The 12,771-nt window shown below is 69.1% G+C and carries 10 protein-coding genes; 6 read left to right on the top strand and 4 right to left on the bottom strand.

The window, feature by feature from the left end:
• Positions 1 to 370: 370 nt before the first annotated feature.
• The gene (locus LCI23_RS18770; RefSeq protein WP_224947975.1) at positions 371 to 1,420 is read left to right on the top strand and encodes an aldose epimerase family protein; all 1,050 of its coding nucleotides are present in this window, start codon (positions 371 to 373) and stop codon (positions 1,418 to 1,420) included.
• A 21-nt stretch (positions 1,421 to 1,441) separates the two neighbouring features.
• Here LCI23_RS18770 and LCI23_RS18765 read toward each other — a convergent pair whose 3' ends face one another.
• Complete coding sequence (locus LCI23_RS18765; protein WP_224947974.1) at positions 1,442 to 2,845, bottom strand: serine hydrolase; 1,404 nt, start codon at positions 2,843 to 2,845, stop codon at positions 1,442 to 1,444.
• A 254-nt stretch (positions 2,846 to 3,099) separates the two neighbouring features.
• Between LCI23_RS18765 and LCI23_RS18760 the strand changes: the two genes are divergently transcribed.
• Positions 3,100 to 5,775 (top strand): GAF domain-containing protein, encoded by a 2,676-nt coding sequence (locus tag LCI23_RS18760; RefSeq protein WP_224947973.1) that lies wholly within the window; start codon positions 3,100 to 3,102, stop codon positions 5,773 to 5,775.
• A 21-nt stretch (positions 5,776 to 5,796) separates the two neighbouring features.
• Positions 5,797 to 6,489 (top strand): fumarylacetoacetate hydrolase family protein, encoded by a 693-nt coding sequence (locus LCI23_RS18755; protein WP_224947972.1) that lies wholly within the window; start codon positions 5,797 to 5,799, stop codon positions 6,487 to 6,489.
• Between the two features lie 7 nt (positions 6,490 to 6,496).
• Here LCI23_RS18755 and LCI23_RS18750 read toward each other — a convergent pair whose 3' ends face one another.
• Positions 6,497 to 7,291: a hypothetical protein gene (locus LCI23_RS18750; protein WP_224947971.1), complete on the bottom strand. Its 795-nt coding sequence runs from the start codon at positions 7,289 to 7,291 to the stop codon at positions 6,497 to 6,499.
• Between the two features lie 117 nt (positions 7,292 to 7,408).
• On the opposite strand from LCI23_RS18750, the gene LCI23_RS18745 reads away from it, so the two are divergent.
• Positions 7,409 to 8,278, top strand: coding sequence for a hypothetical protein (locus LCI23_RS18745; RefSeq protein ID WP_224947970.1), 870 nt, complete (start codon positions 7,409 to 7,411; stop codon positions 8,276 to 8,278).
• On the opposite strand, the gene LCI23_RS18740 is transcribed toward LCI23_RS18745, so the two are convergent.
• Complete coding sequence (locus tag LCI23_RS18740; RefSeq protein ID WP_224947969.1) at positions 8,256 to 9,281, bottom strand: asparaginase; 1,026 nt, start codon at positions 9,279 to 9,281, stop codon at positions 8,256 to 8,258. The genes LCI23_RS18745 and LCI23_RS18740 overlap by 23 nt on opposite strands.
• 375 nt (positions 9,282 to 9,656) lie before the next feature.
• Between LCI23_RS18740 and LCI23_RS18735 the strand changes: the two genes are divergently transcribed.
• Entirely contained in the window at positions 9,657 to 10,070 is a 414-nt protein-coding gene (locus LCI23_RS18735) for a hypothetical protein (protein ID WP_224947968.1), read from the top strand.
• On the opposite strand, the gene LCI23_RS18730 is transcribed toward LCI23_RS18735, so the two are convergent.
• Complete coding sequence (locus LCI23_RS18730; RefSeq protein WP_224947967.1) at positions 10,056 to 10,922, bottom strand: pirin family protein; 867 nt, start codon at positions 10,920 to 10,922, stop codon at positions 10,056 to 10,058. The genes LCI23_RS18735 and LCI23_RS18730 overlap by 15 nt on opposite strands.
• 110 nt (positions 10,923 to 11,032) lie before the next feature.
• Here LCI23_RS18730 and LCI23_RS18725 point away from each other — a divergent pair, with 110 nt between their 5' ends.
• Positions 11,033 to 12,595: a dipeptidase gene (locus tag LCI23_RS18725; RefSeq protein WP_224947966.1), complete on the top strand. Its 1,563-nt coding sequence runs from the start codon at positions 11,033 to 11,035 to the stop codon at positions 12,593 to 12,595.
• Positions 12,596 to 12,771: the final 176 nt, after the last annotated feature.

Genomic DNA, 12,771 nt, shown 5'->3' with positions numbered 1-12,771 from the left:
ACGGTTAACAGGGCGATGGCCAGGCTCTTCATTTTCATTGCTGCTCTCCAGTAGTGGAAGTGGTTTTCGAATGCCGTCTTGATGTTATTGAAAATTTACTGTTGCAAAAATCTCAGCTTACCAATGCCTGAATCATGTTGCCACTATTGATTGGTTCTTTCCTTATTCTGTTTCTAGAAAGCATGTGCTACGTGGCCAAAATGCCGCACGATCCAGCGCAAACTCAGGCGCTCAGGGCGCAAGCGTGTTGTAAATGGGTAACGGAATGAATGAAAAGCGGCGCGCCAGGCATCCGTCCGGGGGCCGTGCGCGGCTCCCGGGTACCCCATGCTAGGATCGGCCCTCATCGCCACTGCAAGGAGCGGACAACGTGCGCACCAGTATCACCCAGGCACCTTTCGGCCAGCTGACAGACGGCACGCCCATCACCCAGTTCACCCTGACGAACGCGCATGGCCTGCTGGCCCGCATCATCGATTTCGGCGGTATCGTCACCGAGCTGCACGCACCCGACCGCGAAGGCCGGCTGGCCGACATCGTGCTCGGCTTCGACTCGCTCGCTCCCTACCAGGGCGACAGCCCGTATTTCGGCGCCCTGATCGGCCGCTACGGCAACCGCATCGCGCGTGGCCGCTTCACGCTTGACGGCCGCGAATATATCCTGTCCACCAACGACGGCAACAACCACCTGCACGGCGGCGCGCCGGGCTTCGACCGGCGCAAGTGGGACGCCACGGTCGATGGCGACAGCCTGCGCCTGGCCTACACCAGTCCTGACGGCGAACAGGGCTACCCCGGCCGGCTCGACGCCACCGTCGTCTACCGGCTCACGGACGACAACGAACTGGTGGTGCGTTTTCACGCCGTGTGCGACCGGGCCACCCCGGTCAACCTCACCCAGCACAGCTACTTCAACCTGGCCGGGCAGGGCAGCATCCTCGAACACCTGCTCGCCATCGAGGCCGACGCCTTCGTCGCCATCGATGCCGAGTCGATCCCGACCGGCGCGCTGGCGCCGGTGGCTGGCACGCCCTTCGATTTCCGCATTCCACGGCCGATCGGCGCGTGCATCGGCGCGGACGATGTCCAGCTGCGCAACGGCCAGGGCTATGACCACTGCTTCGCGCTCGCCAGGCCGCAGGGAGCGGGCATGATGCGCGCGGCGCGGGTGGTGGAGCCGGCCTCGGGCCGCGTGCTGGAGCTGTACACGGAGGAGCCGGGCGTGCAGTTCTACAGCGGGAATTTCCTCGACGGGAGCCTGCGCGGCAAGGGACACACCTACGGCCACCGCAGCGGCTTCTGCCTCGAGCCGCAGCATTTCCCCGATTCGCCCAACCAGCCCCAGTTCCCGGGCGTGATCCTGCGGCCGGGCCAGGAATACGCCACTGAGTCGCGCTTCCGGATGTCGGTGGCGCGCTGAGCGCCAGCTGCTTGCGCCAGCCTATTCGAGTCCGATGCCCAGCCGTTCGATCAGGCCATTCTGCCCTTCGTGCAGCGACAGCAGCACCGTCTCGTTCTCGAACAGGAAGCGGTAGCGCGCCTGCCTGCCGCCGCCCTCTGCGCTGCGCGCCAGCAGCTCGACCGTGCGCAGCGCACCGAAGTCGCGGAATTCGGTGGCGATCTGGGCCACCCACTGCGGCGAGTAGCGCCCGCGCTCCTGGGTGGACAGGCCGTCCGGCACCCGTCCCCCCGAGAGCTGTTCCAACGCCTTGCGGGCGCGTGCGGTGCGGGCCGGTTCGGAGTCGGCGATCGCCGCCGGGCGCACCGGCGCCAGCGCCGGGAGGTAGTGGGCGGCCACCATGTCGGCCACCTTGCCCTGGCGCGCGGCGGCCGAATTGGCCAGCACGATCACGCTTAGCCGGTCGTCCGGATAGCGTACCAGGGCCGTCTTGAAGCCCTGCCAGGCGCCGCCATGCTCTACCCTGCGGTGGCCATTCTGGGTGCCCACGTACCAGCCCAGTCCATACGGCCCGCTGCTGCCGTCGTTCAGCCGCGGCAACGTCCAGCTGGCCTGTTTCATGCGGGCGTCGAGGATGGTCTCGCCGTCCAGCGCCAGGTCCCAGCGCGCCAGGTCGCGCGCGCTCAGGTGCAGGGCGCCATCCGCGGTGCGGTTCAGGCTGGGCGCGACCCAGCGCTGGTTCTGCAGCCTGCCGTCGATGCGCTCGTAGCCGGCGGCGCGGCGCGGCACGATGTCGGCTTCGCTGATCACGGCCGCGGCCATGCCGAGCGGCGCGAAGATGCGCTCCTTCAGCTGCTCGCCCCAGAACTTGCCGCCGGCGCGGTTGCAGATGAAGCCGAGCAGGTGGTAGCCCGCATTGCTGTAGGCGAAGCGCTCGCCCGGCGCGGACAGCAGCGGCAGCGCCGCTTCCAGTGCCAGCAGTTCGGCTTCCGTGTAATCCTTGCGCAGGTCGATCTGCGTGTACGGATCGCCCAGGCCCGAGGTGTGGGTGAGCAGGTGGCGGATGGTGATCCCGTCCCAGGCCTTGGGAGCGTGGTCGAGGTAGCGCCCGATCGGGTCGTCGAGCCCGAGCTTGCCGTCCTTCTCGAGCAGCAGCACCAGGGCCGCGGTGAAGGTCTTGCCGACCGAGGCCGACTGGAACACGGTGTCGGGCGTGGCCGCCACCGCGTGCTCGAGATTCGCCAGTCCATAGCCCTTCTCGCGCACGATCCGGCCATCCTTGACCACGACCACCGCCATCCCTGGCACCTGGCGCCGCCGCATCTCGCGCTCGATGGCGTCGTTGAGCGCATCGGCGTGGACGGCGCCGGCCAGCAGGCTCGCCGCGACGGTACACAGCAGCGTGAACGGACGACGGAAGACGGTGGTTTTTTCTTGACTGACCATATGCCTCTCCAGTTGATTAGAGGCAAATAATAGGGCACGACCAGCCTGCCGTGACCCAATGAAGGACGATCCAAACCATTCAATCCAGCCTGCATAGCCTGCACAAACGCGAGATTCGTACCGGGCGCGGCCTTGCAAGATTGCTCGTTATAATCGCCCGATTACAAAAAAGTTGGCGGCGCAACAACTATCCGCGGCGACAGGTTTCCCGTGCCTGCGACCGTCCGCCGCGCGGAAAGAACTGGGCAATCCTGATGAGCAACCATAGCAGCCTCCCCCTCCTGCCCCTCCCGGGGAGCGGACTTCCATGGCCCTTCAAGCCGGATACCTGGGCCGAGGGCATGCAGGCGATCGCCGACCTGATCGTCGGCGCCCACTTCCCGATGGCCATCGCCTGGGGACCGGAACTGCGCCTGTTCTACAACGAAGCCTATGCCGACCTGCTGGGGGACAAGCACCCGGCCGCGCTGGGCGAGCCCTATCCGCAGGTACGCCCGGAACTGTGGCCGCGCCTGCAGCCCCACGTGGCCCAGGTACTGGCCGGGCACACGGTGCACCTGGAAGACGTGCTGACCGACTTGCGCCGCAACGGCAAGCACGAACGCCGCTATTTTTCCGTGTCGATCACGCCGGTACGCCATGGCGGCGCCATTGTCGGCGTCTATTTCGTGCTGTCCGATACCACCTCGCGCGTGCTGGCCGAGCACCGCCATGCCTTCCACCTGAAGCTCAGTGACACCCTGCGCGGCCTGGTCGACGCGGTGCGCACGATGGAAGCGGCGAGCCGGCTCACTGGAGAGTACCTGGGCGTGGGGCGGGTTGGCTATGGCGAGATCGACGCCGCCGGGCGCAGCGTCAGCATGCACCGCGACTGGACCGACGGCAGCATCGCCAGCCTGGCCGGCGAATCGCGCGCGCTGGACAGCTTCGGGCCGGCGATCATCGCGCAGTTGCGCCTTGGACGTACCGTGCGCCTGGACGACATCGGCGCCGACACGCGTGCCGCACCCTACGCGGCCGGCTATGCCAGCATCGGAGCGCGCGCGATGCTCATCGTGCCGCTGCTCGAGGAGGGGCGGCTGGCGGCGATCTTCTACCTGCACGAGCAGCAGCCGCGCCACTGGGGCGATCACGAAGTGGCGCTGGCCGAGGACGTGGCGCGCCACACCTGCGAGGCGGTGCGGCGCGCGCGCGTGGAGGAATCGCTGCGCGACGAGAAGCGCGTGCTCGAGATGGTCAACCGCAGCGGCCAGGCCCTGGCCTCGACGCTCGACCTGGACACGCTGCTGCAGGCGATCACCGACGCCGCCACCGAACTGGCCGGGGCGCGCGTGGGCGCCTTCTTCTACCGCGTCCAGGACGGGCAGGGCGCACGTCCGCAAGCGTACACGCTGTCGGGCACGGCGCCGGCCGAGCTGGCGCGCTTCGCCAGCCTGCTGGGCCCGGGCCTCGGGAGCGAAGCGCCCGTGCGCTGCGAGGACATCACATGCGATCCGCGCCATGCGGCGCAAGCCGGCGCCGCGGGCGTGCGCAGCTATCTGGCGCTGCCGGTGGTCTCGCGCTCGGGCGCGGTACTGGGTGGGCTGTGCTTCGGCCATTGCGAGCCGGGCGTGTTCACCGAACGCACCGAACGCATCCTCGCCGGCGTCGCGGCCCAGGCCGCGGTGGCGATCGACAACGCGCGCCTGTACGAGGTGGCGCAGAAGTCGGCGCTGGAACGCGACGCCCTGCTGCAGAGCGAACGCGCGGCGCGCGTGCAGGCCGAGCGCCTGAGCCACACCAAGGACGATTTCCTGGCCATGCTGGCGCACGAACTGCGCAATCCGCTGGCCCCGATCAGCAGTTCCGCCAGCCTGCTGTCGATGCAGTTCAGGGACGAGCCGCGCATCCGCCAGGCCAGCACCATCATCAGCCGCCAGGTGCGCCACATGAGCCGCCTGATCGACGACCTGCTGGACGTTTCGCGCGTCACCCGCGGCCTGGTCAAGCTCAAGCTGGGCGTGGTCGACTTCCGCGACGTCGTCGTCGGAGCGCTGGACCAGGCACGCCCGCTGCTGGACGAGAAGGAACAGCAGGTGGCGCTGGCACTGCCGCCGGTACCGGTCTGCGTGCGTGGCGACCATACCCGCCTGGTGCAGAGCGTGGCGAATATCCTGAACAACGCCGCCAAGTACACCCAGAAGGGGGGCCGCATCGCACTCGAGCTCGGCATGGACGCCGGCAGCATGCGCCTCACGGTCAGCGACAATGGCTCCGGCATGCCGCCCGAGCTGCTGCCGAACGTGTTCGACCTGTTTACCCAGGGCGCACGCACGCTGGCGCGCTCGCAGGGCGGGCTGGGACTGGGCCTGACCCTCGTCAAGCGCCTGGTCGAGCTGCATGGCGGCGAGGTCGGCGCCCATAGCGAGGGCGTCGGCCTGGGGAGCCGCTTCACGCTGGCGCTGCCCTGCGTCGAGACGGCGCCCGGCAGCGCCGAAGCCGATGATGCCGCGCCTGGGACCGCGGGCGTGCCGGAAACGGCGCTGGCGCGGCCGCTGCGGCTGGTGCTGGTCGACGACAACGCCGACGCCGCCGACAGCCTGTGCACGCTGCTCGACGTGCAGGGCTACCACAGCGCGGTCGAGTATGATGCGCGCTCGGCCCTGCGCCGTGCGCGCGCCGAGCGGCCGGATGCGATGCTGGTCGATATCGGCCTGCCCGACATCGACGGCTACCACCTGGCCGAGCAGCTGCGCGCCATGCCCGAAACCAGCCACACGGTGCTGGTCGCGATCACCGGCTACGGCCAGGCCAGCGACCGTGAACGGGCGCTCGCGGCCGGCTTCGCGCACCACCTGGTCAAGCCGGTGGACATGACCGCGCTGGTGCGCGTGCTGGAGGCGGTAGGGGCCGCCGCGGCGCGCGCGCAGGCGGCGGCCAGCCCGGCCTGAACCCGTTACGAAAGGACCCGCATGTCTGGCTTCGTCATTCCCGTTCCCGCCTTGCCCTCGCTGGCCGTGGCCGGCAGCGCCGACCGCTTTCCGCTGCGGCGCGTGTTCTGCGTCGGCCGCAACTACAGCGCCCACGCACGCGAGATGGGTAGCGATCCCGCACGCGAGCCGCCGTTCTTCTTCGCCAAGCCGGCCGACGCCGTGGTGCCAGCCAGCGGCAGGCTGCCGTATCCACCCGCCACCCGCGAGCTGCACCACGAGGTCGAGCTGGTCGTGGCGCTCGGCGCCGGCGGCGCGGATATCGCGCCGCAGGACGCGGCGGCGCTGGTGTGGGGCTATGGCGTGGGCCTGGACCTGACCCGGCGCGACCTGCAGGCGATCGCCAAGGATGGCGGCCGGCCCTGGGACATGGCGAAGGGCTTCGACGCCTCCGCGCCCTGCAGCCCGCTGGTCCCGGCGGCGCAGGCCGGCCAGGCGCGCGACGCCCGCATCTGGCTCGAGGTGAACGGCACGCTGCGCCAGGAGGGGCGGTTAAACGAGATGATCTGGACGGTGCCCGAGATCGTCGCCCACCTGTCGCGGCTGGTGGCGCTGGCGCCCGGGGACCTGATCTTCACCGGCACGCCGGCCGGTGTCGCGGCCCTGGTACCGGGCGACCGCGTACGCGGCGGGGTAGAGGGGCTTGCGCAGTTCGCGCTGGAGATTGGCGGGTGATGCGCGGCTAGCCCCCACGTCCTGCCAGCAGGGCGTCCATCTGCGCCAGCAGGCCGGCGCGCGCCGCGTCGATCCGGGCGCCATCGGTCTTGCCCGACAGCGCGGCGCGCTCCTTGCGGCCCAGGAAATAAGCGACGCGCTCCGCATTCGCGCCCGAGGGATGGGGCAGTCCATGCAGCACGCACCCGGCGCCGATCACGCCTTCTTCCACCAGCCAGTCCAGCGTCGCGCTGACGCTGGCGCCCATCGGGATGTACAGCGCGCCGGGCAGCTGGCGCGCTTCCTGCGCGAACCAGCGTAGCACCTGCTCGCGCAGGAAGGGCTGGCGCAGCGGAGCGGGCGAGCCGCTGTAGTTTTTCCCGTCCACGAACACCGGGTGGCGCAGCACGGCGCTTACCTGCACCAGGCCGGCATCGGCATCGAACAGGGTGGCGCAGCTGGCGATGCCGAGCCAGCGCTGCACGCCGATCGCGTCCAGCAAGGCCACGAAGTTGGGCCGGATCGCGCCGCTGAAGGCGCCTGCCAGACGCGCGGCGTGCAGCACGTCGGCGTCATGTGCGCCGGCCGCCAGCGCGCGCTGCGCTTCGCGCATCGCGTTCTTCCACTGCGCGAAGCCGGGCGTGATGCCGGCCACCACGACGCGCGCCTGCGCATGCACCGATTCGAAGGGAATGTAGTGGGTGCTGTAGCGGCCCGCGCGCGCCAGCAGGAAGGCCTCGGGAATCCGTTCCGGGGCCGTGACGGCGGACAGGTCGAGGCCGCGGATGGCGTCGCGGTAGCAGCTGAAGAGCGGTTCTGGCATGGGTTGCGGTGTGCCGAAAGCCCCATGGTAGCGCAGCCAGGTTTAACGGGCGCATGCGTGCGGCGCGGCGAAAACTGCTAGGCTGCTCCCTGCACGGAAACGGAACAGGAGGCAGCGATGAGCCACGTGGCGCTGGTCACGGTACACGGCATGGGAGAAACCCCGCCCACCTATGCGGAGGGCGTGATGGCGCGCCTGCGCGGCCGGCTCGGCGCGCTGGCGGGGCAGGTGACGATGCGCTCGGTGTACTACCAGAAGATCCTGCAGGACAACCAGAACGCGATCTGGGCGCACACCAATGCCCAGGCCACGCTGCGCTACCCGGAGCTGCGCAAGTTCGTGCTGCACGGCTTCGGCGACGCGGCCGGGCTCGAGAACCGCAAGGAGCTTCCCGGCTCGGTCTACGAACTGGCCCAGGGCGAGATCGCGCGCACCCTGCTGTCTGCGCATGCCGTGCATCCGGGCATGCCGGTGGTGTTCCTGGCCCAGTCGCTCGGCTGCCAGGTGCTGTCCAGCTACATCTACGACGCCCAGAAAGCCGCGCAGGGCCGGCCGGTCGGCGCCGGCATCTGGCGCAATATCGGCGCCTGGGCCATCACCACGCTCGGCCGCCCGCTGACCGCGAGCGAGCAGCGCTTCATCGGGGCCGGCAGCTGCGCCGTCCTGGTCACCACCGGCTGCAACATCCCGGTGTTCGTCGCGGCGCACCTGCGCATGCACATCATTCCGATCGCCAGGCCCACCCCTGGCTTCAGGTGGATCAACTTCTACGATCCGGACGATGTGCTGGGCTGGCCGCTGCAGCCGCTGCCGGGCGGCTACCGCGAGCTGGTCGAGGACCGCGTCGTGAACGCGGGCAGCGGCGTGGCCGGCCTGCTGCTGCGCAGCTGGAACCCGCTGGCCCATGACGGCTACTGGGAAGACGCGGCCGTGCTCGACACGGTGGCGGCCCTGCTGCGCGGGCTCAGCCGGCCGGCGCCAGCCTGAACAGGGTCCGGATGTCGCCCGTCACGGTGCCGCGCGCATTGCGGATCGCCGGCTGGCGGAAGGCGTCGAGCCGGGTCCGGCGCGCCTCGTCCAGCAGGCCGAGCTGCTCCAGCACGGCGTACACCGTTGGATGCAGGGCGCGGCTGTTGCCGTCGGCAATCTTGACCGCGATGCCCAGGCCGGCCGAGCGGATCCCGACCGCCTGCACGGCATCGGCGCCGATCTTCGCCACCCAGTCGCCGTCGCCGGCCGTCATCCAGGCCAGGTCGGTGCGCGCGGTACCCGAGACCAGGTCCGGGCGCGCCGTCATGGCCTCGCACAGCATGCCCATCGCGCCGCCCAGTTGCGGATCGGCGCCGCCTTGCGCCAGGCGTGCATACAGGTGGGCCAGCGTGGCCAGCGGCAGCGCATAATTGGGCGCCGAGCAGCCGTCGATGCCGCCGGGCATGCGCCCGGCCGGCAGGCCGGCCGTTTCGGCCAGCGTGGCGCGGATCGCCTGCTGCAGCGGATGGCCGGGCTCGACATAGCCCCGGGTCGGCGCGCCGTGCAGGCGGCACCAGGCCAGGAAGCCGCTGTGCTTGCCCGAGCAGTTGTGGTGCAGCGGCGTCCAGCTGCGTCCGGCCGGCACCGGCTGGCCGGTGAATTCGTAGAACAGCGGCGTGGCGCAGCCGCATTCGAGGTGGCTGGGATCGAGGCCGATCTTGTCCAGGATGGAAGACACGCCGTCCAGGTGCATCGTCTCGCCCGAGTGGCTGGCGCACAGCAGCGCCAGTTCGTCGCGGCTCAGGCCGAAACGCGCCGGACCGTCCGACAGGATGAAGGGCAGGGCCTGGAAAGGCTTGAGCGCCGAGCGCGTGAAGATGACGTGCTGCGGATCGCCGGCCGCGTACAGCAGGCGGCCGCGGGTGTCGACCACGGCGATCGAACCGGCGTGCACGTTCTCGACGGCGGGTTCGGCATCGGGGTAGCCACGGGTGGTGGCGACGAGGGGAATGGCTGGCATCGGTGCGTGCTGGAAAGGTAGAAAACAGCCCTACTGTACGGCATCGGCGCACATCGGGACGCACGTTCCGCGGACCGGTGCGTCGGCCCGTTTCGCCCGTCAATCCAGGCCGTATGCGATATCTGCATGCCGTGCAGACGTCGGCGCAGGGCACAGATATGCACCTCCCGTCTGGTCCGCGTTTTGGGCATTTCATGCGCCGTTTTCGACGTTTCGGCGCTTCCGGCTTGAGCCTGTGCGCAGCATCGCTACACTCCTTTCATCGCCAGACAAACACGACAGACGCTGGCGAATCTGACCCACGTGGACCGCGCGGCGCGAGTATCGAAGCCGCACAGGTCCGGACCTCATATTCGACCTGAAAGGAAGTACATCATGCGCACCCAACTCCTGCTCGCAGCCGCCGCCTTCTTCACCCTGACCGCAGCCACCACCGCCACCGCCGCCCCGGCCGCCCAGGGCGCCGACACCGAACGCGTCACCGTGGTCGGTGCGCAGCCGAAACAGGCACGGATGGAGCCCTTCATGTTCGACAACGTCCAGGGCCGCTACGACCTGGAAGATGGCCGCATGCTGACCGTCACCGGCAAGGTGTCCGGTAGCGAGCGCACCCTGTACGCCGACCTGGGCGATGGCCCGACCGAGATCATCCACGTCGGCAAGAACCGCTTCGTCGCGATGGGCAAGGACCTGCGCCTGTCCTTCGAACGCCCGAACAGCCGCCGCCTGCCGGACACCGTGCGCATCAGCAGCGGCACCAGCCACTACATGGCGCTAGCCCAGCGCTGAGCCGAAGCGCCCGGCCTGGTAGTCGAGGATGGCCTGCGAGATCTCCTCGCGGGTCGTCATCACGAACGGGCCATGCGCGACCACCGGTTCCCGGATCGGGTCGGCATGGCCGAACACCAGCAGCGCGTCTTCGCTGGCGCGGATCGCGACCGTGTCGCCGGTCTCGTCCAGCTCCACCAGGTGCATCGGCGAGACCAGGTCGGCGTGCATGCCCACCTGGACCACGCCGCGCGCCACGTAGAGGAACACGTTGCGCCCGGTCAGGCCGCCGAACACGATGCCGCCTCCCGCCCGCATCTGCACGGTGCTCATGAATACCCCGGTCAGCGACTGCACCGGGCCGCGCCAGCCTTCCCATTCTCCCGCGATCAGGTTCAGCACCACCTTGCCCTCGTCCAGCGCCAGGGCCGGGATGTCGGCGCGCTGCAGGCCGGTGTAGGCCGGCTCGCTCATCTTCAGGCGCGAGGGCAGGTTGACCCACAGCTGCAGGATCTCGACCGGGCCGCCGTGCTCGAGGAAGTCGCGCGGCGAGACTTCCGCATGCACGATGCCGCGTCCCGCCGTCATCCACTGCACGCCGCCGGCGTGGATCACGCTTTCGTGGCCCGCGTTGTCGCGGTGCGCCAGCGAACCTGCGAGGATGAAGGTGACGGTCTCGAAGCCGCGGTGCGGATGGGGCCCGAAGGGCAAGCCGCGGTTGTGCGGCGGATAGGTCTGGGGGCCGTGGTGGTTCAGGAACAGGAAGGGATCGATCTGCTCGACCAGGCGGCCGGGCAGGGGACGCTGGGTGATCAGGTCGCCGATATCGTCGCGTAGCGCGGGGTGCAGGCGGTGGACGCGTCTAGCGCTCATGGCGGGTACTCCAAACGATGCGATGGGCGCCCACGATACCCCGAAGGCCGTCCGCCGGGCGCACGGCGCTGTGCTAGACTCCTCGCGCTTTTGCAAACGGAGACGGCACCATGATTCGACCGACACTGCTGGCCAGCCTGATGCTGGTTTCCTGCGCCCTGGCGCCACCTATCGCATCGGCTGCATCGACTGCACCCGTCGCGGCCACGGCCAGCGCGGTTCCCAATCCCGCCGCGGTCAAGGCCGCCAGGCATGCGGTGAGCGTCTACCGCAAGGACATCGTCGATACCCTCGCCAGGCTGGTCAGCTACAACACGGTGGCCGACCCGGCCGTTCCGTCTGACCGCAACCCGGTCCACATCGCCTTCAAGGCGGCCCTGAAGGCGGAAGCGCAGCGCCTCGGCCTCGATTACACCGACCATGGCTGGACCGTGATCATCGGCCTTGGCCAGTCCAGCGAGCGGGTCGGCGTGATCACCCACGGCGACGTGCAGCCGGTCGACCCGGGCAAGTGGAAGAAGTCGCCCTTCGTGCTGGACCGCAGCAGCGAGCCCGGCAAGCTGCTGGCGCGCGGCGCCGAGGACGACAAGGGGCCGATCGCCACCGCCCTGTATGCGATGAAGGCGATCCGCGACCAGGGCCTGCCGCTGTCGAAGCGCATCGAACTGTACGTGTACATGGGCGAGGAATCCGACTGGGGACCGCTGGTGGAGTTCCTCAAGACCCACCAGCCGCCCCAGGTCAACATCACGCTCGACGCCGAGTACCCGGCGGTGACGGCCGAGAAGGGCTATGGCACGGTGGCGGTGACGGTGCCGCGCGCGGGCGCGGCCACGCCGCCGGCCGGCGAAGCCTACGTCGCGCAATTCGGCGGCGGCTTCTTCGGCAGCCAGATCCCGGAAGACGCCAGCGCCCTCATCGCCAATGCCACGCCGGAACTGGAGCAGGCGATCCGGGCACGCGGCGCCGCCCAGCAGGGCATGCAGTACAGCTTCAGCTGGCAGGAAGGGGACCCTTCGCGCAGCCTGGCGATCAAGGCCAAGGGAGTCTCGGCCCACTCGTCCAAGCCGGAAGACGGCGTGAATGCGGTGAGCATGCTGGCCGACGCGCTGGCGGTGCGGCCCTGGGCCGACACCACGGCCGGCGCGGTGGTGAACTTCCTCAACGAGATGGTCGGTACCGGCATCTACGGCGAGAAGTTCGGCCGCATCGCCTACCGCGACAGCTTCATGGGACCGATGAGCTTTGCGCCAACCGTCATCCGGCAAGGGCAGGACGGGATCGAGGTCTCGATCAACATGCGCCGTCCGCAGGGCAAGAGCAGCGAGCAGCTGACGGCCGAAGTGCAGGACGCGCTGGCGCAATGGCAGGCGCGCCGGCTGCCGCTGGCTCGGGTCACGGTCAAGATCGGCGAACCCTGGGTGCAGAAGAGCGCGCCACAGCTGCCGGTCTTGATGAAGGTGTTTTCCTATTTCACCGGCATCAAGGATCCACAGCCGGTGGCGGTTGGCGGCGGCACCAATTCGCGCCTGTTCCCGGGGGCGGTCAGCTTCGGCCCGGCCATGCCGGGCAAGGTGTACACCGGCCACTCGGAGCACGAGTTCATTACCGAGAAGCAGCTGCTGCTGAACCTGCAGATGTACACGGCGGTGCTGGTCGAGCTGGCCAGGTAAGCGGGGCGGCACGATGGTCCGGCCAAGGCCAGGATCGCGATGCCCGCTTGCCCACCCCCCATCTACCCCGCGCCGCGGGGTTTTTTTTCGTCCCGACAGGGAGCCTTTCCGTCTCTGGCATCTGCTGGAGCTCGTAAGTATTCTTCTCGCCACATTGTGTAAATACTTCTATTCAT

Source organism: Massilia sp. MS-15 (assembly GCF_020176695.1).
In the GTDB taxonomy this organism is placed as follows: domain Bacteria; phylum Pseudomonadota; class Gammaproteobacteria; order Burkholderiales; family Burkholderiaceae_D; genus Telluria; species Telluria hydrophila.
This window is presented reverse-complemented; position numbering and strand designations above follow the sequence as displayed.